At 71.0% G+C, this 21,635-nt stretch carries 20 protein-coding genes and 2 tRNA genes; 6 read left to right on the forward strand and 16 right to left on the reverse strand.

What is annotated here, in order from left to right:
- Window positions 1-85: 85 nt before the first annotated feature.
- The 5 genes from IQ279_RS13440 to IQ279_RS13460 all read right to left on the reverse strand — a co-directional run bounded on the left by IQ279_RS13440 (window position 86) and on the right by IQ279_RS13460 (window position 6,579).
- A complete protein-coding gene (locus IQ279_RS13440; RefSeq protein ID WP_206348846.1) occupies window positions 86-1,105 on the reverse strand; it encodes a rod shape-determining protein in 1,020 nt (339 codons plus the stop codon).
- A 284-nt stretch (window positions 1,106-1,389) separates the two neighbouring features.
- Window positions 1,390-1,803, reverse strand: coding sequence for a nucleoside-diphosphate kinase (gene ndk, locus IQ279_RS13445; protein WP_206348769.1), 414 nt, complete (start codon window positions 1,801-1,803; stop codon window positions 1,390-1,392).
- Between the two features lie 107 nt (window positions 1,804-1,910).
- A complete protein-coding gene (locus IQ279_RS13450) occupies window positions 1,911-2,252 on the reverse strand; it encodes a DUF4233 domain-containing protein (RefSeq protein WP_206348770.1) in 342 nt (113 codons plus the stop codon).
- A 6-nt stretch (window positions 2,253-2,258) separates the two neighbouring features.
- The gene (folC, locus tag IQ279_RS13455; protein ID WP_206348771.1) at window positions 2,259-3,818 is read right to left on the reverse strand and encodes a bifunctional tetrahydrofolate synthase/dihydrofolate synthase; all 1,560 of its coding nucleotides are present in this window, start codon (window positions 3,816-3,818) and stop codon (window positions 2,259-2,261) included.
- A gap of 103 nt (window positions 3,819-3,921) precedes the next feature.
- Window positions 3,922-6,579 carry a valine--tRNA ligase gene (locus IQ279_RS13460; RefSeq protein ID WP_206348772.1) on the reverse strand — a complete coding sequence of 886 codons (2,658 nt, stop codon included), beginning with the start codon at window positions 6,577-6,579 and terminating at the stop codon, window positions 3,922-3,924.
- 132 nt (window positions 6,580-6,711) lie between these two features.
- Between IQ279_RS13460 and IQ279_RS13465 the strand changes: the two genes are divergently transcribed.
- Window positions 6,712-7,374 carry a hypothetical protein gene (locus IQ279_RS13465; RefSeq protein ID WP_307792341.1) on the forward strand — a complete coding sequence of 221 codons (663 nt, stop codon included), beginning with the start codon at window positions 6,712-6,714 and terminating at the stop codon, window positions 7,372-7,374.
- Between the two features lie 26 nt (window positions 7,375-7,400).
- Entirely contained in the window at window positions 7,401-7,619 is a 219-nt protein-coding gene (locus IQ279_RS28650) for a hypothetical protein (RefSeq protein WP_307792342.1), read from the forward strand.
- A gap of 97 nt (window positions 7,620-7,716) precedes the next feature.
- On the opposite strand, the gene clpX is transcribed toward IQ279_RS28650, so the two are convergent.
- The 5 genes from clpX to IQ279_RS13490 form a co-directional block, all read right to left on the reverse strand.
- The gene (gene clpX, locus IQ279_RS13470; protein ID WP_206348773.1) at window positions 7,717-9,012 is read right to left on the reverse strand and encodes an ATP-dependent Clp protease ATP-binding subunit ClpX; all 1,296 of its coding nucleotides are present in this window, start codon (window positions 9,010-9,012) and stop codon (window positions 7,717-7,719) included.
- 180 nt (window positions 9,013-9,192) lie between these two features.
- On the reverse strand, window positions 9,193-9,879 hold the full coding sequence (locus IQ279_RS13475) for an ATP-dependent Clp protease proteolytic subunit (RefSeq protein ID WP_093654454.1): 687 nt from the start codon (window positions 9,877-9,879) through the stop codon (window positions 9,193-9,195).
- A gap of 64 nt (window positions 9,880-9,943) precedes the next feature.
- Window positions 9,944-10,546, reverse strand: a complete 603-nt coding sequence (locus IQ279_RS13480) for an ATP-dependent Clp protease proteolytic subunit (RefSeq protein ID WP_206348847.1) — start codon at window positions 10,544-10,546, stop codon at window positions 9,944-9,946.
- A gap of 253 nt (window positions 10,547-10,799) precedes the next feature.
- Window positions 10,800-12,224: a trigger factor gene (gene tig / locus IQ279_RS13485; protein ID WP_206348774.1), complete on the reverse strand. Its 1,425-nt coding sequence runs from the start codon at window positions 12,222-12,224 to the stop codon at window positions 10,800-10,802.
- A gap of 98 nt (window positions 12,225-12,322) precedes the next feature.
- Window positions 12,323-12,399 (reverse strand) — tRNA-Pro (locus IQ279_RS13490).
- Between the two features lie 113 nt (window positions 12,400-12,512).
- Between IQ279_RS13490 and IQ279_RS13495 the strand changes: the two genes are divergently transcribed.
- Window positions 12,513-12,583, forward strand: a tRNA-Gly gene (locus IQ279_RS13495).
- 81 nt (window positions 12,584-12,664) lie between these two features.
- Here the strand turns inward: IQ279_RS13495 and IQ279_RS13500 are convergent.
- Window positions 12,665-12,859 carry a hypothetical protein gene (locus IQ279_RS13500; protein WP_206348775.1) on the reverse strand — a complete coding sequence of 65 codons (195 nt, stop codon included), beginning with the start codon at window positions 12,857-12,859 and terminating at the stop codon, window positions 12,665-12,667.
- Window positions 12,860-13,361: 502 nt separating this feature from the next.
- Between IQ279_RS13500 and IQ279_RS13505 the strand changes: the two genes are divergently transcribed.
- Window positions 13,362-14,591 carry an acyltransferase family protein gene (locus IQ279_RS13505; RefSeq protein WP_206348776.1) on the forward strand — a complete coding sequence of 410 codons (1,230 nt, stop codon included), beginning with the start codon at window positions 13,362-13,364 and terminating at the stop codon, window positions 14,589-14,591.
- Between the two features lie 16 nt (window positions 14,592-14,607).
- Here IQ279_RS13505 and IQ279_RS13510 read toward each other — a convergent pair whose 3' ends face one another.
- Entirely contained in the window at window positions 14,608-15,366 is a 759-nt protein-coding gene (locus IQ279_RS13510; protein WP_206348777.1) for an endonuclease V, read from the reverse strand.
- Complete coding sequence (locus IQ279_RS13515) at window positions 15,359-16,513, reverse strand: PP2C family protein-serine/threonine phosphatase (RefSeq protein WP_206348778.1); 1,155 nt, start codon at window positions 16,511-16,513, stop codon at window positions 15,359-15,361. Before IQ279_RS13515 ends, IQ279_RS13510 begins: the two co-directional genes overlap by 8 nt.
- 114 nt (window positions 16,514-16,627) lie before the next feature.
- Here IQ279_RS13515 and IQ279_RS13520 point away from each other — a divergent pair, with 114 nt between their 5' ends.
- Entirely contained in the window at window positions 16,628-17,857 is a 1,230-nt protein-coding gene (locus IQ279_RS13520; RefSeq protein WP_206348779.1) for a GNAT family N-acetyltransferase, read from the forward strand.
- Between the two features lie 47 nt (window positions 17,858-17,904).
- Here IQ279_RS13520 and IQ279_RS13525 read toward each other — a convergent pair whose 3' ends face one another.
- From IQ279_RS13525 to IQ279_RS13535, 3 genes are read right to left on the reverse strand one after another with little or no spacing between them, the layout of a single operon-like run.
- Entirely contained in the window at window positions 17,905-18,741 is an 837-nt protein-coding gene (locus IQ279_RS13525) for an Fpg/Nei family DNA glycosylase (protein WP_206348780.1), read from the reverse strand.
- A 9-nt stretch (window positions 18,742-18,750) separates the two neighbouring features.
- A complete protein-coding gene (locus tag IQ279_RS13530) occupies window positions 18,751-19,239 on the reverse strand; it encodes a ribose-5-phosphate isomerase (protein WP_206348781.1) in 489 nt (162 codons plus the stop codon).
- 26 nt (window positions 19,240-19,265) lie between these two features.
- Window positions 19,266-19,874 carry a biotin transporter BioY gene (locus tag IQ279_RS13535; RefSeq protein WP_206348782.1) on the reverse strand — a complete coding sequence of 203 codons (609 nt, stop codon included), beginning with the start codon at window positions 19,872-19,874 and terminating at the stop codon, window positions 19,266-19,268.
- Window positions 19,875-20,188: 314 nt separating this feature from the next.
- Between IQ279_RS13535 and IQ279_RS13540 the strand changes: the two genes are divergently transcribed.
- Window positions 20,189-21,625 (forward strand): amino acid permease, encoded by a 1,437-nt coding sequence (locus tag IQ279_RS13540; protein ID WP_206348783.1) that lies wholly within the window; start codon window positions 20,189-20,191, stop codon window positions 21,623-21,625.
- Window positions 21,626-21,635 lie beyond the last annotated feature (10 nt).

Here is a 21,635-nt window from a genome sequence, read left to right on the forward strand (position 1 = left end):
TGATGCCGCTCCGGTTCCCGGGGCGCTCACCGCCTTGTGGCCGCCGGCCGGGCGGCGGTGCGGCGGGGGCCGCCCCGTCCCGGCGTCACCGCCGCGGCTGGGCGTCGAGCACCTGCTGGAGCGCCTCGAACTCCTCGACGCACTTGCCCGAGCCCAGTGCCACCGAGTCCAGCGGGTCCTCGGCGATGTGGATGGGCATGCCCGTCTCGCGCCGCAGCCGCTCGTCCAGGCCGCGCAGCAGGGCGCCGCCGCCGGTGAGGACGATGCCGCGGTCCATGATGTCGCCGGAGAGCTCGGGCGGGCACTTGTCGAGGGTGGTCTTGACCGCGTCCACGATGGAGTTGACGGGCTCCTCGATCGCCTTGCGGACCTCGGATGCCGAGATGACCACGGTCTTGGGCAGCCCGCTGACCAGGTCGCGGCCGCGGATCTCGGTGTGCTCGTCGTCCTCCAGGTCGTACGCCGAGCCGATCGTGATCTTGATGCTCTCGGCCGTGCGCTCGCCCAGCAGGAGGCTGTACTCCTTCTTGATGTGCTGGATGATCGCGTTGTCCAGCTCGTCGCCCGCCACCCGGATGGACTGCGCTGTGACGATCCCGCCGAGCGAGATCACGGCCACCTCGGTGGTGCCGCCGCCGATGTCGACGACCATGTTGCCCGTCGCCTCATGGACCGGCAGCCCCGAGCCGATGGCGGCCGCCATGGGCTCCTCGATGATGTGCACCTGACGGGCGCCGGCCTGCGTGGAGGCCTCGATGACCGCGCGTCGCTCGACACCGGTGATACCGGAGGGGACGCACACGACCACCCGGGGACGCGCGAGGTAACGCCGCTTGTGGATCTTGAGAATGAAGTAGCGGAGCATCCGCTCGGTGATCTCGAAGTCCGCGATCACCCCGTCCTTGAGGGGGCGGACCGCCACGATGTTGCCCGGGGTGCGGCCGATCATCTTCTTCGCCTCGGCGCCGACCGCGAGGATCCCGCCGGTGTTGGTGTTGATGGCGACGACCGATGGCTCGTTGAGGACGATCCCGCGACCCCTGACGTACACCAGCGTGTTGGCGGTCCCGAGGTCGACAGCCATGTCACGGCCGATGAACGACATGTTGTTCGCCATGAGGATACGTCAGGCCTTCCGACTGGAGCGATGTGAGGGGAGGACGACAGCGTGCGCTGCGGGGCCCGGAGAAGTTTCCATCGTAGTCGCGCTCCTTCGAACGCGGTGAGAGGGTTCCTCCTCCGTCATTGTCGGCGGAACGCGGTTCATCCCCGTATGTGGTGACGTCGCGTCCGGGTGATTCGTTCCCCCGAGTGGAGGGCGAATCCACATGGGGCGATCGAATTCCATCGATCGCCCCAGGTCAAGAGGTTCGCACTTATGACGTGCCGTCAGGAGCGGGAGGGGAAGAAGATCTTCAGCTCCCGTTCGGCGGACTCCTCGGAGTCCGAGGCGTGGACAAGGTTCTCACGCACGATCGTTCCGAAATCCCCCCGGATGGAGCCGGGCGCTGCGGCGATCGGGTCGGTCGGGCCGGCCAGGGCGCGCACTCCCTCGATCACCCTCTCGCCCTCCACGACCATCGCGACGGACGGGCCGGAGGCCATGAACTCCAGCAGCGGCTCGTAGAACGGGCGGCCGACGTGCTCGGCGTAGTGCCGCCCCAGGGTGGCGCGGTCCAGCGTGCGCAGCTCCATCGCGCTGATCGTCCAGCCGGCCTTGCGTTCGATGCGCCCGACGATCTCGCCGATCAGGCCCCGCCTGACCGCGTCGGGCTTGAGGAGGACGAGGGTGCGCTGGCTCATGGTCGGCTGCTCCTTGGGGCTTTCGCGTGAGGTACGGGCTTTCACAAGTGCTCAGAGGCTACAGGGAGCCCTCCCGCGCCCCGGCGGCACCCGTCGCGCGGCGCAGGTCAGGCGGCGCCGGCTCCCGCGGCCCTCCGGGTCTTCGCCTCGTCGATCACCCGGCCGAAGTGGATCGACGCCCACCACAGCCCGGCGAAGAGCGCGCCGAGGAAGAACATCGCCGGGACGACGAAACCGGAGGCGATCAGGCCGGCCTGCAGCGCCCAGCCGAGCTGGAGCGCGCCGGGCCGGCCGAGCATCCCGCACAGCAGCAGGCACAGGGCCATCGCCGTGCCGCCGACGGCCCACACCGTCCCCGCGGGCAACTCCCCCAGCCGCACCGCCACCAGGGAGGCGAAGCCGATGACGAGGAACTCGCCGACGAGCGTGGACGCGCAGAGCGTACGCACCGTGTGTCACCTGTCCTTTCCGAGCAGCAGCCGGGCCTCGCCGACAGTGAGGACCGAGCCGGTGACCAGTACGCCCGCACCGGCGTACTCGCCCTCCTCCTCGGCCAGGGTGATGGCCGCCTCCAGCGCGTCGTCCAGCCGGGGCTCGACCTGGATCCGCTCCTCGCCGAAGACCTCCACGGCCAGTGCGGCGAGTTCGTCCACGTCCATGGCACGGGGGGTGGAGTTGCGGGTGAGCACGACCTCGGCGAAGACCGGCTCGAACGCCTCCAGCAGCCCCTTGACGTCCTTCTCGGCGCTGGGGGCGACCACGCCGACCAGACGGCTGAAGCCGAACGCCTCGGTGACCGCGGCGGCCGTCGCCTGGGCGCCCGCGGGGTTGTGCGCGGCGTCCAGCACCACCGTGGGACTGCGGCGCACCACCTCCAGCCGCCCGGGGGAGGCCACGGCGGCGAAGGCGGTGCGGACCGTGTCGATGTCCAGGGCGCGGGCGTGCCGGGAGCCGATACCGAAGAACGCCTCGACGGCCGCCAGCGCCACGGCGGCGTTGTGCGCCATGTGGGCGCCGTGCAGCGGCAGGAAGACCTCCGGGTACTCCCCGCCCAGACCGCGCAGCGTCAGCAGCTGCCCGCCGACGGCGACCTCACGGGAGACGACGCCGAACTCCAGGCCCTCGCGGGCGACGGTGGCGTCCATCTCCACGGCCTTGCGCAGTACGACCGAGGCGGCCTCGACCGGCTGCTGGGCGAGCACGACGGTGGCGTCCCGCTTGACGATGCCGGACTTCTCCCCCGCGATCTCCTCGGGCGTCTCCCCCAGTCGGTCGGTGTGGTCCAGGGCGATCGGGGTGAAGACGGCGACGGACGCGTCGATCACGTTGGTGGCGTCCCAGCTCCCGCCCATGCCGACCTCGACGACCGCCACGTCCACCGGCGCGTCGGCGAAGGCCGCGTACGCCATGCCCGTCACGACCTCGAAGAACGACAGCCGGTGCTCCTGGGCGGCGTCCACCATCCCCACGTACGGCCGCAGGTCCTCGTACGTCTCGATGAACCGCTCGGCGGAGATCGGCGCACCGTCCAGGCTGATCCGCTCGGTCATGGCCTGCACGTGCGGGCTGCTGTAGCGGCCGGTGCGCAGGTCGAAGGCGCCCAGCAGGGCCTCGATCATCCGAGCGGTGGTGGTCTTGCCGTTGGTGCCGGTGATGTGAATGGAGGGGTAGGAGCGCTGCGGCTCGCCGAGCACGTCCATCAGCGCGGCGATCCGCGTCAGGGACGGCTCCAGCCTCGTCTCGGGCCACCGCCCCACCAGCTCGGTCTCCACCGCCCGCAGCGCCCGGTCCAGCTCCGGGTCCTCGGGCCGGGTCGGCAGCTCGCCGCCTCCGGCCGGACCGGCCTGGGTGCGCAGGGTGCGGCTGCCGGCCTCGATCACGGCGAGATCGGGGTCGCGGTCGGTCTCGGCGTCGATGATCTCGTCGAACCGCTCCAGGGGGTCGCCGTGCTCCCCCTCCTGACCGGAGGCGTCGCCGGGGCCTTCGTGCGGGTCGTTCGGGGGCTGCTCACTCACCGTTTCAGTGTACGGAGACGGCGGTGGTCGCCGCGCCCGGGCCGGGCGCGGCGACCACCGCCGTCTCTCGTCGTACTCGTCGTTCTACCCGCCCGCGGGCTTTCTAGACCTGCGGCAGCGCCTCCAGCTGGGCGGAGATCCGGGCGATGTCCGCCTCGGCCTGCTCCCTGCGGGCGCGGATCCCGTCGACCACGTGGTCGGGGGCCTTGGCCAGGAAGCCCTCGTTGCCGAGCTTGGCCGTGGTCTGCGCCAGCTCCTTCTCGGCCGCCGCCAGGTCCTTGGCCAGACGCTTGCGCTCGGCGGCGAAGTCGATCGCTCCGGACAGGTCCAGCTCCACCTTCGCGCCCGCCACCGGCAGGGACGCGGTGGCCCGGAAGTCCTCGCCGGCAGGCTGCAGACGCAGCAGGGAGCGGATGGCCGCCTCGTGGACGGCGAGACCGGTGCCTTCCAGGGTGAGACGGGCCGGGACGCGCTGGCCGGGCTGGAGCCCCTGGTCGGCGCGGAAGCGGCGGACCTCGGTGATCACCTGCTGGAGCGTGGCGATCTCCTGCTCGGCCGCCGTGTCGCGGAAGCCGGAGTCGGAGGGCCAGTCCGCGATCACCACGGACTCCCCGCCCGTCAGCGTCGTCCACAGCGTCTCGGTGACGAACGGCATCACCGGGTGGAGCAGCCGCAGCGTGGTGTCCAGGACCTCGCCCAGGACCCGGGCGGATGCGCGGGCCGCGCCGCCGCCCGCGGCGAAGGTGGTCTTGGACAGCTCGACGTACCAGTCGAAGACCTCGTCCCAGGCGAAGTGGTAGAGGAGGTCGGAGAGCTTGGCGAACTGGTAGTCGTCGTAGTACGCGTCCACCTCGGCCACGACCGTGTTCAGCCGGGAGAGGATCCAGCGGTCGGTGGACGACAGCTCCTCGGGCGCGGGCAGGCCGCCCTCGACCGTGGCGCCGTTCATCAGCGCGAAACGGGTGGCGTTCCAGACCTTGTTGGCGAAGTTTCGGGACGCCTGGACCCAGTCCTCGCCGATGGGGACGTCGACACCGGGGTTGGCGCCGCGCGCGAGCGTGAAGCGGACGGCGTCGGACCCGTACCTGTCCATCCAGTCCAGCGGGTTGACGACGTTGCCGAACGCCTTCGACATCTTCTTGCCGTGCTCGTCGCGGACCATGCCGTGAAGCACGATCTCGCTGAACGGCGGGGTGCCGTCCATCGCATAGAGACCGAACATCATCATCCGGGCGACCCAGAAGAACAGGATGTCGTAGCCGGTGACCAGGGCGGAGTTCGGATAGAACTTCTCCAGGCTCTCTGTCCGCTCGGGCCACCCGAGGGTGGAGAAGGGCCACAGGCCGGAGGAGAACCAGGTGTCCAGGACGTCTGTCTCCTGGTGCCAGCCCTCGCCGGCCGGGGGCTCCTCGTCCGGGCCGACGCAGACGGTCTCGCCGTCCGGGCCGTACCAGATCGGGATGCGGTGGCCCCACCACAGCTGGCGGGAGATGCACCAGTCGTGGAGGTTGTCGACCCAGCCGAAGTAGCGGGACTCCATCTCCTTGGGGTGGATGGCGACCCGGCCGTCGCGCACCGCGGCGCCGGCGGCCTGCGCCAGCGGGCCGACCTTCACCCACCACTGCATCGACAGCCGCGGCTCGATGGTCGTCTTGCACCGCGAGCAGTGGCCGACGGAGTGGACGTAGGGGCGCTTCTCGGCGACGATGCGCCCCTCGGCGCGCAGCGCGCCGACGACCGCCGAGCGCGCCTCCAGCCGGTCCAGGCCCTGGAACGGGCCGTGGGCGGTGATGATCGCGTGCTCGTCCATGACCGTGATGCTCGGCAGGTCGTGGCGGCGGCCGATCTCGAAGTCGTTCGGGTCGTGCGCCGGGGTGACCTTGACGGCGCCCGTGCCGAACCCGGGGTCCACGTGCTCGTCGGCGACGACCGGGATACGCCGCCCGGTGAGCGGCAGTTCGATCTCGGTGCCGACGAGGTGGGCGTAGCGCTCGTCGTCGGGGTGGACGGCCACGGCGGTGTCGCCGAGCATCGTCTCGGCGCGGGTGGTGGCCACGACGATGGAGTCCGGGTCCTCGGGGCCTGCGCCGTATCGGATCGAGACCAGCTCGCCGTCCTGGTCGGCGTACTCCACCTCGATGTCGGAGATGGCCGTCAGACAACGCGGGCACCAGTTGATGATCCGCTCGGCGCGGTAGATCAGCTCGTCGTCGTAGAGCCGCTTGAAGATCGTCTGGACGGCGCGGGAGAGCCCCTCGTCCATGGTGAAGCGCTCACGCGACCAGGCGACGCCGTCACCCAGCCGCCGCATCTGGCCGGAGATCTGGCCGCCGGACTCCGACTTCCACTGCCACACCCGCTCCACGAACGCCTCGCGGCCCAGATCGTGGCGGGACTTGCCCTCCTTGGCCAGCTCGCGTTCGACGACGTTCTGGGTGGCGATGCCGGCGTGGTCCATGCCGGGCTGCCACAGCGTCTCGTGGCCCTGCATCCGCTTGCGGCGGGTGAGGGCGTCGATCAGCGTGTGCTCGAAGGCATGGCCCAGGTGCAGGCTGCCGGTGACGTTGGGCGGCGGGATGACGATCGTGTACGGCGGCTTGTCGCTCTTCGCGTCCGCCTCGAAGTAACCGCGCTCTACCCAGCGCTCGTACAGCTTCTCCTCCACCTCGGCCGGGACGTACTGGGTCGGCAGGTCGGCATGGGCGCTGTTCGACGGCTCCGCCCCCGCGGGGGTCGGGCTCTGCTGAGTGTTCTCGGTCACGACGGCCAGTGTACGGGCGGCCGTGCGGCGGTCTCGAACCGGTTTGGGGGTCCGGGTGACGGGGGAGCGCCGGGGTTCGCCAGGATGGGACCGCTCATCGATGAACGTGTCCGATCAAGGGGGAGCCCCAGCGTGAGTCACAACCAGCCTCCGCCGCAGCCCGGTCCCGGTCCGTACGGCCAGCAGTCCCCGCAGCAGCCGTACGGCGGCGGCCCTCAGCCGGGGCACGGCTACCCACAGCAGCCGGGTCAGCCCCAGCCGGGCTTCCCCCAGCAGCAGGGCTGGGGACAGCCGGGCTACCCGCCGCCCGGCGGCTACATGCCCCCGCCCCCGCCGGGCGGCGGCAAGGGGAAGGCGATCGGTGCCCTGGTGGCCGTCCTCGCGGTCGTCGGCCTGGCGGTGGGCGGCTACTTCGTCTTCTCCGGCGGCGGCAGCGACATCGCCGACGACGGCAGGCGGTACAAGCTGACCACGCCCGCGACGGTCCTGGACGGCGAGTACAGGAAGGACCCGAAGCAGACTGACGAGGGCCCGCTGGGACCGGAGAATCTCGAGGAAACGGAGGCACTCGGGGTGAGCGACCCCAAGAGTGCCTCTGCCACCTACGTCTCCGGAGACGATCCCCTGTCCCAGAAGCTTCTGAGCTTCAGCGGGGTCTGGGGCGAGATCAAGGACCCCGAGGCCGTCATCGATGCCGTGTTCGCGAAAGCGGAGGAGTCGGCCCGGGAGGAATCCGGCCTGGGCGAGGACGGGAACGCCGGGACCGCGGAACTGGTCGGTGAACCCAGTGGGTGACTCCCCCGGGGCTGAAGGACGCCGTCATGAAGTGCCAGGAGATGAAACTTTCCGGTGATGGCACATCCGGGCTGAGCGGTGGCTCCATCAGCATGCCTTTCTGCATCTGGGGCGACCACAGCACGCTCGGCTACGTGGCCCTGAACGACATGGCCACATTCACGACGGGTAAGAACTTCTCCCTCGACGAAACCGCCGAAGCCGCGTCGAAGCTCCGCAACGACGTGCTCGTCGAGATCGGGTAGTCCGCACGGGCCCGCTCCCTAACGGAGGCGGGGGCCGCCCGGAGTCCGGGCGGCCCCCGCCGCATGCCGCCTGTCGCGCGTCCGCGCGGTGCGCCGCTCAGGCGCTCTTCTCGCGCGGCCCCTGCCCCTGGTCCCGCTCGCCGCGGGAGCGGGGCACCAGTGTGGGGTTGACGTTGGAGTGGACGACGTCCTCGGTGATCACCACACGCGCCACGTCCTTGCGCGAGGGCACCTCGTACATCACCGACATCAGGACCTCCTCCATGATCGCGCGCAGACCGCGCGCCCCGGTCCCGCGCAGGATCGCCTGGTCGGCGATGGCCTCCAGCGCCGGGCGGTCGAAGTCCAGCTCCACACCGTCGAGCTCGAAGAGCCGCTGGTACTGCTTGACCAGCGCGTTGCGCGGCTCGACCAGGATCTTCAGCAGGGCCTCGCGGTCGAGGTTGTGGACGGAGGTGATGACCGGCAGGCGGCCGATGAACTCCGGGATCATGCCGAACTTGACCAGATCCTCGGGCATGACGTCCTCGAACTGGTTGCTGGCCTCGATCTCGCGCTTGGAACGGATCGTGGCGCCGAAGCCGATGCCCTTGGCTCCCGCCCGGGACTCGATGATCTTCTCCAGCCCGGCGAAGGCGCCGCCCACGATGAACAGCACGTTCGTGGTGTCGATCTGGATGAACTCCTGGTGGGGGTGTTTGCGCCCGCCCTGCGGCGGCACGGAGGCGGTGGTGCCCTCCAGGATCTTCAGCAGCGCCTGCTGCACGCCCTCGCCCGAGACGTCGCGGGTGATCGACGGGTTCTCGCTCTTGCGGGCGACCTTGTCGATCTCGTCGATGTAGATGATCCCGGTCTCGGCCTTCTTCACGTCGTAGTCGGCGGCCTGGATCAGCTTCAGCAGGATGTTCTCGACGTCCTCGCCCACGTAGCCGGCCTCGGTCAGGGCGGTGGCGTCGGCGATGGCGAAGGGGACGTTCAGCATCCGGGCGAGGGTCTGCGCCAGCAGCGTCTTGCCGGACCCGGTGGGGCCCAGCAGGAGGATGTTGGACTTGGCCAGCTCGATGCCGTCGTCACGGCCCTGCGGGCCGCCGTTCTCCCCGGCCTGCACCCGCTTGTAGTGGTTGTAGACGGCGACGGAGAGGGCCTTCTTGGCGGCCTCCTGGCCGACGACGTACCCCTCGAGGAACTCGTAGATCTCACGCGGCTTGGGCAGTTCGTCCCAGCGCATCTCGGAGGTGTCGGCGAGCTCTTCCTCGATGATCTCGTTGCAGAGGTCGATGCACTCGTCGCAGATGTAGACGCCCGGCCCCGCGATGAGCTTCTTCACCTGCTTCTGGCTCTTGCCGCAGAACGAGCACTTGAGCAGATCGCCGCCGTCACCGATGCGTGCCACGAGGTGCTTCTCCTTCGCCTGGGATCCGTCGAGTTCCACGAACCCGGGTGCTTGCTCTGGGCCTTGACGGGGGCGGCCCCCGGACCCCCTATGACGGTACCTTGCCCGGCCCCCTGAATGGGCCCCCCTCGGACCGACTCGACCCGAGGGGGGCGGAAATGTTCGGGGGAATCCGCGGGCTCAGCCCAGCCCCACCGAGGTCTTGCGGGTGGAGATGATCTGGTCGATCAGGCCGTACTCCAGCGACTCCTCGGCGGTGAGGATCTTGTCGCGCTCGATGTCCTGGCTGATCTGCTCGATCGGCTTGTTGGAGTGCTTGGCCAGCATCTCCTCCAGCTGGGTGCGCATCCGCTGCACCTCGTTGGCGGCGATCTCCAGGTCGGAGACCTGGCCGCGGCCGGTCTCGCTGTAGGGCTGGTGGATCAGGATCCGCGCGTTGGGCAGCGCCATCCGCTTGCCGGGGGTGCCGGCGGCGAGCAGCACGGCCGCGGCGGAGGCCGCCTGGCCCATGCAGACGGTCTGGATGTCCGGCTTGACGAACTGCATCGTGTCGTAGATGGCCGTCAGCGCCGTGAAGGAGCCGCCGGGGCTGTTGATGTAGACCGAGATGTCGCGGTCGGGGTCCATCGACTCCAGGCACAGCAGCTGCGCCATGACGTCGTTGGCGGAGGCGTCGTCGATCTGCACGCCGAGGAAGATCACGCGCTCCTCGAAGAGCTTGGCGTACGGGTCGTACTCCCGCACACCCTGCGAGGTGCGCTCCACGAAACGCGGAACGACGTAGCGGGACTCGGCCGACGGCCCGGTGTAGCGGGCCTCGAGGCGGTCGTGGATCCCGGCCCCGGGGAAGCTGTGCTGACTGTTCATGTGGCTGTACACCGTTCTGGAGAGATGGACTGGCTGCGGTGTCGAGCTGCGGGACGTCAGGCGCTCACGCGCCCGTACCGCCGCCGCCCGGAAGCTGCGTGGCGGAGCCGTAGACCTCGTCGATCAGGCCGTACTCCTTGGCCTCCTGGGCGGTGAACCAGCGGTCGCGGTCGGCGTCGCGGGTCCACTGCTCCTCGCTCTGGCCGGTGTGCAGCGCGGACAGCTTGGTCATCTTCTTCTTGGTGCGCAGCAGCTGCTCGGCGTGGATCTTGATGTCCGAGGCCGAGCCCGCCAGGCCGGCGGAGGGCTGGTGGATGAGGATCTCCGCGTTCGGCAGGGCGAAGCGCTTGCCGGGGGTGCCGGCGCTCAGCAGGAACTGGCCCATGGAGGCGGCCAGGCCCATGGCGATGGTCACCACGTCGTTCTTGATGTACTGCATGGTGTCGTAGATCGCCATGCCGGCCGTGATCGAGCCGCCCGGGCTGTTGATGTAGAGGTAGATGTCCTTGTCCGGGTCAGCGGCCAGGAGGAGCAGCTGAGCGGTGATCTTGTTGGCGATGTCGTCGTCGACCGGCTGGCCGAGGAAGATGATCCGCTCGTTGAGCAGCCGGTTGTAGACCTGGTCGCCGAGGCCACCGATGGTCGGCTCGGTGGCGGCGGAAGGCATCGGAAGCGTCACGTGTCCACCTGCTCGTATACGGACGGCCGCGTCTGCCGCAGGGCCGTCTCTGGGGTCTTCGTCTGTACTTGGACCCTAACGCGCGGGTCCGACTGCGCCATCCCGGTCCGAGAACTGTTCGCTGTTAGCGCAGGGAGCGTTCCCGCAGGTGGAATCGGCGTGTTCCGCCGTACGCGAACGGGCCCGCACGCGGTGTCGCGCGCGGGCCCGTTCGGCCGGTCGTGGGGCGTGGCCCCTCCGGTCAGCCCTCGGACTTCTCGCCGCTCTGCCCGGCGGACCCGGCGGAGGCGTCACCGGCGGACTCGCCGGACTCGGCAGCGGCGCCGGCGGACTCGCCGGACTGCTCCTCGTCCTCCTCGTCCTCCATGGAGACGGTCTCGCCGTTGGTGTCGGTGACCTTGGCGGCCTCGACGACGACCGCGAGGGCCTTGCCGCGGGCGACCTCGCCGACGAGCATCGGCACCTGGCCGCCCTCGACGACGGCCTGGGCGAACTGGTCGGGGCTCATGCCGGAGGACTGGGCACGCCGCATGAGGTGCTCGGTGAGCTCCTCCTGGTTGACGTTCAGCTTCTCCTTGTTGACCAGCTCGTCGAGGATGAACTGGGTCCGGATGCCCTTCTCCGCCTGCTCCTTGAGCTCGTTCTCGAACTCCTCCTCGGACTTCTCCTGCATCTTCAGGTAGGCCGCGAGGTCCATGCCGAGCTGCGAGAGCTGGTGGTTGACCAGGTTGTGCTTGCGGGTGTTGATCTCGTCCTGGAGGAGCTTCTCCGGGACCGGGACCTCGACCAGGGAGATCAGCTCGTCGAGCACCTTCTCCTGGGCCTGGGTGGCCTGGTCGTACTTCTTCATCCGCTCCAGGCGCTTGCGGCTGTCGGCCCGCAGCTCCTCGAGGGTGTCGAACTCACTGGCCATCTGGGCGAAGTCGTCGTCCAGCTCGGGCAGTTCGCGGGCGGAGACGGAGGTGACGTCCACCTTGACCTCGGCCTCGCGGCCCGCGGCGGAGCCGCCCTTGAGCTCGGAGGTGAAGGTGGCGGAACCGCCGGCCTCCAGGCCGGTGACGGCCTCGTCGATGCCGTCCAGCAGCTCGCCGGAGCCGATGGTGTAGTCGATGCCCTCGGCGACGCCGTCCTCCAGGACCTCGCCGTCGACGCTGGCCTCCAGATCGATCTTGACGACGTCGCCCTCGGCGGCGGCGCGCTCGACGGCGGTGGTGGAGGCGAAGCGCTCGCGGAGCTGCTCGACCGACTTGTCCACGTCCTCGTCGGTGACCTCGACGGCGTCGACGGTGACCTCGATGCCGGAGTAGTCCGGGATCTCGATGGAGGGGCGGACGTCCACCTCGGCGGTGAACGCGAGGAGCTCGTTGTCCTTGAGCTCGGTGATGTCGACCTCGGGCTGGCCGAGCGGGCTCAGCTCACCCTCCTCGACGGCGTCCTGGTAGAGCTTGGGAAGCGCGTCGTTGACGGCCTCCTCCAGGACCGCGCCCCGGCCGAACCGCTGGTCGATCACCCGGGCGGGAACCTTGCCCTTGCGGAAGCCGGGCACGGTGACCTGCTGGTTGATCTTCTTGTACGCCGCGTCGAGGCTGGGCTTGAGCTCCTCGAAGGGCACCTCGACAGTGAGCCGAACCCGGGTGGGGTTCAGGTTCTCCACGGCGCTCTTCACGGTCGGTCTCCTTGGGGGCTGACTGCTGGGACTTCGTACTTCTTGTGGGGCGCCCCGCACGCAGACACGACACAGACAGGCGCGTCTTTCATAGTACGTGGTCGGGGTGGCCGGATTCGAACCGACGGCCTTCCGCTCCCAAAGCGGACGCGCTACCAAGCTGCGCCACACCCCGTCCGTGCGACACGTAGAGTACATGCCGTACGATGCGGAGCGTGCCGCACACGGTTCACGGTCGGCCGGTCGCAGTCTGTATGATCTGCCTGCCCCGTGAACGACGGCGGCGTTGCGGGCGTAGCTCAATGGTAGAGCCCCAGTCTTCCAAACTGGCTACGCGGGTTCGATTCCCGTCGCCCGCTCCGACGGAGAACGGCCCGGTCCTCGGCGAGGACCGGGCCGTTCTCCGTTTCCGGTTTCCGCACCCGTTTTCCGGGCGCGGCTCAGAAAGTGATCTGGTTGATCGACTCGGCGAGCGAGTCGAGGAAGCGGTTGATCGACGGGGCGATGCCCGTGGAAGCCAGGAAGAAGCCGAAGAGGATCGCGACGATCGCGGGCCCCGCCTTCAGCGAGCCGCTGCGCATGAGAACGACCATGATGATCGCCATGAGCAGCACCACAGACAGTGAAATAGCCACAACTGATCACACCCTCGATCGCAACGCCTCTGCGCCGGCAACGCCGGCCCGGGGACCCTCCACCGCGCCCCCGGCGTGACCATCGTGCCACCAACTGCCGTGTCAGTGGAGGCAGGTGGAGGATCGGCGGGCCCCGGGCGTGTCAGCGCGCCTGCCCACCGGAGCGCCCCACCGGCGCCGGCCGGGCCGGCGGCGGTGGGCACCGGTGTTTCGGATCGGATCTTCCGAGAACATTCCCAATAACTTCACCGCTGGAATTGAGCGGTGCCGCGGGCCGCGCCGGACGGGGAAACTCCTCCGAGGGAAAGAGGAGCACACACCCGGGCGACAAGTCCGGAATGAACGGAATGAAAGGGCGAACGAATGGAACTTAACGGACATTCCCCGGAAGAGGTCTCCGGTCGCGGACCGTCCGGGAGGCGCCGGTCGCAATTCCCCGTTCCGGGGGTGGGGAGACCTCCTCGGATTTACCTCCGGATGGGTCCCCGCTAAGGTGCGGAAGATGTTCCAAGTCGGTCATGAGCGTTCCCCGCTCCCTCCCGCCAGGCCCGACGTGGCCGTACCGTCCGCGCCGTCCGCGCCGGAGATCTCCCGGCCCGGGCCGGGAGGCGGAGCGGGAGGAGCCAAGCAGCGGGACGCCTTCTTCGACAACGCCAAGTTCCTGGCGATCGCGCTGGTCGTGGTGGGGCACGCCTGGCGGCCGGTGATCGACGACTCGCGGGCGGTGCTGGCGGCCTACAACTTCGTGTACGCCTTCCACATGCCGGCCTTCATCATCGTCTCCGGCTACTTCTCCCGCAGCTTCGACATGCGCCCGAGCCGGGTGCGGCGGCTGGTGACCGGCGTACTGGTGCCGTATCTGATCTTCGAGACCGCCTACAGCCTGTTCAGGAAGGCGGCGGACTCCCCGGAGCACCCCATAAGCCTGCTCGATCCCTGGTACCTGACCTGGTTCCTGATCGCGCTGTTCGTGTGGCGGCTGACGACGCCCGTCTGGAAGGCGCTGCGCCGGCCTCTGCCGGTGGCCCTGGGCATCGCCCTGCTGGCCTCCGTGTCGCCCGACATCGGCAACGACCTGGACCTCCAGCGGGTGCTGCAACTGCTGCCGTTCTTCGTCCTCGGCCTCTGCCTGCGCCCCGAGCACTTCGAGCGCGTACGGCGGCGCGGGGTGCGGCTGCTGAGCGTCCCCGTGGCCGCCGCGGCGCTGGTCTTCGCCTACTGGTCGGGGCCCCGGATGAACTTCGAGTGGTTCTACCACAACAGCAGCGGCCAGGAACTCGGGGTGCCCTGGTGGATCGGCATCGCCATGAACCTGGCGATGTTCGCCTGCTCGCTGGTGCTGGCCGTCTGCTTCTTCGCCTGGGTGCCCCGGCGCCACATGTGGTTCACCGCGCTGGGCGCGGGGACGCTGTACGCCTACCTGCTGCACGGTTTCCTGGTGCAGGCCTCACGGATCTTCGGGTGGTACGACGAGTTCCCGTGGATCACCACACCGGCCGGCATCGTCGCGCTGACGATCGGCGCCGCGGCCCTGGCGGCGCTGCTGTGCGGCTCGCCGGTGCGGCGGACGTTCCGGTTCGCGATGGAGCCCAGGATGGACTGGATCTTCAGGCGCGACGCCGCCGAGACGGCCCGGCGGCGCTCCGCCGTCCCGGACGGGTCGGCGGACCCGGCGAACCCGTCCGGGACGGCGGTGCCGTCCGGGACAGCCGGGACGTCCGGCTCGCGCTGACCGTCCGTCCGGGACCTCACCGCTCCGCGGCGCCGTACGGCTCCCGCAGGCCCTGCCCGATCTCCCTCAGGACCCTGCGGCTGAGTCCGTCGGCGCCGCGCGTCGTCTCCGGCAGCCGGTATCGCGGGGTCAGGCGCAGGGTGTGGGCGCAGGCGTGGTCCAGTCCGATCCCGTGCCCGGCGGAGACGAAGACCGGCCGGACACCGGGCCGGGTGCGCAGCGCGCGGCCCACGGTCTCGGCCGGGGTGGAGCTCCGGTCCAGCAGCGGCGAGGTGTCGCCCCGCCGCGCTCCCGGCTCGGCGTGGTCGAAGACGAAGGGCGACTTGGCGACCCCGAAGCACGGCAGTCCGGTCAGCACACCCAGATGCACCGCCAGTCCGGCCCGCCGGGGGTGCGCGTAGCCGTAGCCGTCGCAGACCACCAGGTCGGGTGGTGTGCCGAGCTTCTCCAGCGCGGCCAGCACCGGCGGCAGTTCGCGGAAGGCCAGCAGGCCCGGGATGTACGGGAAGCGGCTGCGGCCGGTGTGGACGGCCTCCTCCAGGACCTCCAGGCTCTCTCCGTCCAGCACCACGGCCGCCGCGACCAGCAGGTCGCTGCCCTCGTCGTAGGTGACGTCGACCCCGGCGATCCGGCGCGCCTGCCCCGGCGCCGGTCCCGGGCCCACCGGGTCGGCCGCGGCCCGGATGCGCTCCTGCTCGGCCACCGCCTCCGCCTCGGTGGCCGGCCACCGGGACCCGCCGGCCGTGCCGACCGCGCCCGCCGTGCCGTCAGTCACGGCGGATCAGCAGCAGGGCCCGGTCGTCGTTGACGTCGCGGGCGACGGCCTCGATCAGATGCCAGGCCGCCCCCTCGAAGCCGGCGACGACGTAGCGGTCGGCCTCCCCCGTCAGCCGGTCCATGCCCTCGCTCAGCTCCCTCTCGGCGGTCTCCACCAGGCCGTCGGTGAAGAGCATCAGAACGTCGCCCGGGCGAAGGCTGCCCTTGACCGGGTCGAACCGGGCGCCGTCGTAGACGCCCAGGAGCGGTCCGTCGGCGTTCTTCTCCTCCCAGCGACCGCTGCCCGCGCTGAGCTGGAGGGCCGGCACGTGGCCCGCGGAGAACAACTCGTAGTCGCCGTTGTCGAGGTCGAGGACGAGATGGACGGAGGTCGCGAAGCCCTCCTGCCAGTCCTGGCGCAACAGGTAGTCGTTGGCGGCCGGGAGGAAGGCGTGCGGGGGCAGGGAGCCCAGCAGCCCGCCGAAGGCGCCGGACAGCAGCAGCGCGCGGGAGCCCGCGTCCATGCCCTTGCCGGAGACGTCGGTGAGGACGGCCTCCAGGGTGCGGCGGTCGGGCCCGGTGAGGGTGGCGACGACGAAGTCGCCGGAGAAGGACTGCCCGCCCGCCGGGCGCAGCGCCATCTCCCGGTGCCAGCCCGCGGGCAGCTTCGGCAGCTTGCTCTGGACGCGGATGCGTTCGCGCAGGTCGAACAGCATGGTGTTGCCGCGCCGCCAGGGAACGCCGACCCGGCTGCGGAACTGGGCGATCAGCAGCCCGGAGAGCCCGACCGCGCCCACCACCAGGACCGTCCCCGGTGTGACACGGCCGGGCCCGGCCGTGTACGGGCCGAGCACGGTGGCCTCCACCAGCAGGGCGCCGGCCGCGGCGGCGTACAGGACCAGCAGACTGGCCGGGCGCAGCAGCAGACCGCCCGCGATGACCGGCAGCACCAGGCTCTCGGGCGCGAACCACAGCGGCTCGGCGGCGGTGGCGTAGGCGAGGGCGGGGACGGTGGCGAGCAGGGCGACGAAGGCGATCCAGTCGGACCCCTCGCCGCGGAAGTAGTCGACCGCGGAACGGCGCAGGACGGTGCGGGCCCGGTGGACGGCCTTGCGGGCCTGGTACAACCGGGGCGCGGGAAGGGTCTTGCCCGTGCGACCTGCCATGTCAGGGACTTTATCCACCCGTTCGGGGGTCCGTCGATTCCCGGCATGGGAGGGCCTGAAACAGTGTTCGATAACCAGTCGCCCAGCTCACGCCTCCCTGATAGGGATGGGCGCATGACGAGTACGGATCTGCGGACGCTGCGGCCCGAGGAGTGGGACGACTGGTACGGGAAGCTCGAACTCGCCTTCGGGGAGTCCGAGCCACCCGAGGCCCGGGCGCTGTGGCGGGAGCTGACGGAGTTCGAACGGTCGGTCGCCGTCCGGGACGGGGAGGAGATCGTCGGTACGGCCGGCACGCTCTCCTTCCGCATGTCGGTGCCCGGCGGAGCGATCGTGCCCACCGGCGGCCTGTCGATGGTCAGCGTGGCCGCCACGCACCGGCGGCGCGGCATCCTGACCGCCATGATGCGGCGGCAGCTGGACGACGTACGGGCGGCCGGGGAGCCGCTGGCGGTGCTGACCGCCTCGGAGCCGGCGATCTACGGTCGCTTCGGGTACGGCGTCGCCGCCCGCCATACGCGCGCGCGGATCGACACGGCCCGGGTGCGCCTGGAGGTGCCGCCGGGTGCGGACGGGGTCCGGCTGCGGAACGCCGATCCGGTCGCGGCGCTGGGGGAGTGCGAGGCGCTGTACGCCCGCCGGGTGCCTTCCCGGCCCGGCATGCTGGAGCGGCGCCCGGGCTGGGAGCGGCAGGGGGTGCTGGATCCCGAGGCCTGGCGGGAGGGCGCCTCGGCGCTGCGCTGTGTGCTGGCCGAGGCGGACGGCGGGCTGCGGGGATACGCCCGCTACTCCGTCAAGCCCCAGTGGGATGCGGCCGGGCCGAACGGCACTGTGGTGGTGCACGATCTGGAGGCACTGGATCCGGCGGCGTACGCGGCGCTGTGGCGCTTCCTGTTCGGGATCGACCTGACCTCGGCGGTGGAGGCGAGGTCCCGTCCGGTGGACGATCCGCTGTTCCATCTGGTCAGTGACATACGGCGGTGCGGGCTCAATCCGCGCGATCTGCTGCATCTGCGTCCGGTGGAGGTGGGCGCGGCGCTGGCGGCCCGCCGCTACGCGGCGCCGGTGGACGTGGTGCTGAAGGTGGAGGACGCCTTCTGCCCCTGGAACACGGGGCGGTGGCGGCTGACCGGCGACGCCTCGGGAGCCTCCTGCGAGCGCACCGGCGACGCGGCCGAACTCTTCCTTGGAGCAAGGGAGTTGGGCGAGATCTATCTGGGCGGTACGTCCCTGGTCGCGCTGGCGGGCGCCGGGCGGGTGCGGGAGCTGCGTCCCGGGGCGCTGGCCGGGGCCGCGACCGCGTTCTCCTGGCCCGTCGCTCCGTGGCTGCCGCACGGCTTCTGACGGCTCGGTCTCCGGGCCCCGGAGACCGGCGGCCCCCCGGCGGCGGATCAGGGCTTCTGACAGCCGGGGCACCAGAACAGGTTGCGGGCGGCGAGCGGGGCGGTGCGGATCTCCTCGCCGCAGATGTGGCAGGGCATCCCGGCCCGGCGGTAGACGTACACCTCGCCTCCGTGGTCGTCCACGCGCGGCGGGCGTCCCATGGCCTCGGGAGTGTGTTCGGGACGTACGGTGTCGATGCGGTTGTTCCGCACGCCGTCGCGCATCAGTCCGGCCAGATCCGCCCAGACCGCCTCCCATTCGGCGCGGGTGAGGTCCCTGCCCGTCCGGTAGGGGTCGATGTTGTGCCGGAAGAGGACCTCGGCGCGGTAGACGTTGCCGACGCCCGCGACGGTCTTCTGGTCCATCAGCAGCGCGGCGACCGTGGTGCGGCTGCGGGAGATCCGGGCCCAGGCCCGCTCGGGGTCGGCGTCGGGGCGCAGCGGGTCGGGGCCCAGGCGGCCGGTGACCGCGTCCTTCTCCGCCGCTGTGAGCAGTTCGCAGGTGTTGGGGCCGCGCAGGTCGGCGTAGGCCGAGGGCGCTTCCGCCGCGGCCAGGCGCAGGCGTATCTGCCCGACGGGTGCGGGGGGCGCTCCCTCGCCGAGGGCGAAGGAGCCGTACAGGCCCAGGTGGATGTGGATCCATTCGCCGTCGGCCTCCCCCGGGGCGTGGGGGAAGCCGAGGAAGAGGTGCTTGCCGTGGGCGTCGGCGCCGCCCATCGTCCGGCCGTCGACGAGGGCGGCTCCGCCCTCGAAGCGGCCCTGGGGGCTGGAGGCGTGCACGGGCCGGCCGCCGAACCTGTCGTCGAGGTCGGCGGCCAGCCGGTGGATGGTGTGGCCTTCCGGCACGGGTGCGGTTCAGTCCTGCCGGGGGTGGTGGGCGGGGACGGGCGGAAGGTTCCCGGTCCGCTCGTACGACGAGAGCATGTCGATGCGGCGGATGTGCCGCTCGTCGCCGGAGAACGGGGTGTCGAGGAAGGCCTGCACGAAGGAGACGGCCTCCTCGGTGGTGTGCATCCGGGCGCCGACGCTGATCACGTTGGCGTCGTTGTGCTCACGGCCCAGCCTGGCGGTCTCCACGCTCCACGCCAGCGCGGCCCGCACCCCCTTGACCTTGTTGGCGGCGATGGCCTCGCCGTTGCCCGAGCCGCCGATGACGATGCCCAGGGAGTCCTCGTCGTCGGCCGTCTGCTCCGCGGCGCGCAGGCAGAAGGGCGGGTAGTCGTCGGCCGCGTCGTAGATGTGGGGGCCGCAGTCGACGGGCTCGTGCCCGGCCTCCTTCAGCCACTGGACGAGGTGGTTCTTCAGTTCGTAGCCGGCATGGTCGGAGCCGAGGTACACGCGCATGGGACGGAAGTCTATTCGGGGCCGGGTCAGGACTTGCGCCCGACCAGCTTCCAGGCCGCGGGGAGGGCTCCCATGGCCAGGGCCGCCTTGAGCGCGTCACCGATCAGGAAGGGCACCAGACCGGCGGCGACGGCCTGGCCGGCGGACATGCCCGTGGCCAGCGCCAGGTAGGGGACGCCGACGGCGTAGATGATCGCGGTGCCCACGGCCATGGTCCCGGCGGTGCGCAGTGCGCCGCGGTCACCGCCTCGGCGGGCCAGGGCACCCACGGCGACGGCTGCCAGCAGCATGCCGATGATGTAGCCGAAGGAGGGCATCGCGGCACCGGAGGCGCCCTCGGCGAACCACGGCATCCCGGCCACGCCCGCGGCGGCGTACAGGCCCATGGAGGCCAGGGCGCGGCGGGGTCCCAGGCCGGCGCCGAGCAGCAGGGCGGCGAAGGTCTGGCCGGTGACGGGGACGGGCGAGCCCGGCACGGGGACCGCGAGCTGCGCGGCCACCCCGGTGAGCGCGGCGCCGCCCAGGACCAGCGCCACGTCGCGCAGGCGGGCGCGGGCGGCGGTGGAGGCGGGCAGGACGTCGGCGAGGACGGCGCCCGGGCGGACGGTGGCTGTGGTGGTGGCAGAGGTGCTCATCACGGCTCCGGTCTCGTGAGGACTTCGGGGGACGCCCCGACGTTAACCGACGTCAGCCCCGGCGCCCCCGTGAGATTGGCGACAAAGAAGGGCAGGTCCAGCTTGTGGGAGGCGGCTGGAGGGCGCCTGGAGCGGAGCGCGCCCACCGGCGTGCGCCGCCGGTGGGCACACAGGGTGACCAAGATGTCCGGATAACGGACAGGGAGGCGGAGGACGTTGCCGCCGACCGGGTCGGACACCCACACTGACCGAGGCGGAGCCGACTGTTCCGCTTCCCCCTCCTCCCCCCCGACCCCCTGGACGGCACCCTCCCCATGTCCGGCACGCCCGATGTGAAGACCACCGCCTCCCCCCACCCGAAGGCGGACGGCACCGAGCCCTCCGCCCTCTCCCACGGCCTCAAGCAGCGCCATCTGTCGATGATCGCCCTCGGCGGCGTGATCGGCGCCGGTCTCTTCGTCGGCTCCGGTGCGGGCATCGCCGCCGCGGGCCCGTCCATCGTCCTGGCCTACGCCGCCTCCGGGCTGCTGGTGATGCTGGTGATGCGGATGCTCGGCGAGATGTCCGCCGCCCACCCCGCCTCCGGCTCCTTCTCCGTGCACGCCGAGCGCGCGATCGGCCCGTGGGCCGGCTTCACCGCCGGGTGGATCTTCTGGGTGCTGCTGTGCGTGGCCGTCGCCGTGGAGGCGCTGGGCGCGGCGACGATCATGACGGGCTGGCTGCCGGGCACCCCGCAGTGGCTGTGGGTGGCCGTCTTCATGGCGGCGTTCACCGGCAGCAACCTGCTGGCCGTGCGGAACTTCGGCGAGTACGAGTTCTGGTTCGCCGCACTGAAGGTCGCCGCGATCGTCCTGTTCATCGTCCTGGGCCTCGTGGCCGCCTCGGGCCTGTTGCCCTCCACCCCCTCCCCCGGCCTGGACAACCTCACCGGGCAGGGCGGCTTCCTGCCCAACGGCGCGGAGGGCCTGGTCGTCGGCCTGCTGGCCTCGGTCTTCGCCTACGGCGGGCTGGAGACGGTGACCATCGCCGCGGCCGAGTCGAAGGACCCGGTGCGGGGTGTGGCCAGGGCCGTGCGCACGGCCATGTGGCGCATCGCCGTCTTCTACGTCGGCTCGATCGCGGTGATCGTCACGCTGATCCCCTGGGACGACGACTCGGTGCTCTCCGGCCCGTACGCCGCCGTGCTGGACCACATCGGCGTCCCGGCCGCCGCCGAGGTCATGAACGTGGTGGTGCTGGTCGCCCTGCTGTCGGCCATGAACGCCAACATCTACGGCGCCTCGCGGATGGCGTACTCCCTGGTCGCCCGGGGCGAGGGCCCGGCCTTCCTGGGGCGGGTCGGCGGCGGGGTGCCTCGCCGGACGGTGCTGGCCTCGGCCGCCTTCGGGTTCTTCGCCGTGCTGCTGAGCTTCCGGTGGCCCGACACCGTCTTCGCCTGGCTGCTGAACATGGTGGGCGCCGCCGTGCTGGTGGTGTGGGGCTTCATCGCCGTCTCCCAGCTCATCACCCGCCGCAGGCTGGAGCGTCAGGCACCGGAGCGGCTGGTGGTGCGCATGTGGCTGTTCCCCGCGCTGACCTGGCTGTCGCTGGCGGGGGTGGCCGCGGTGCTGCTGCTGATGCTGCGCGAGGGCGACACCCGCACCCAGCTCGCCTTCACCGCCGGACTCACCCTGGCCCTGTCCGCGGCCGGGCTGGTGCGGCAGCGGCGGGCCGCCGCGAGGGCGGGCGCCGAGGCGGCGCGCGGACGGTAGCCACCGAGCC

The organism is Streptomyces verrucosisporus (assembly GCF_017114865.1).
GTDB classification, from domain to species: Bacteria; Actinomycetota; Actinomycetes; order Streptomycetales; family Streptomycetaceae; genus Streptomyces; species Streptomyces fenghuangensis.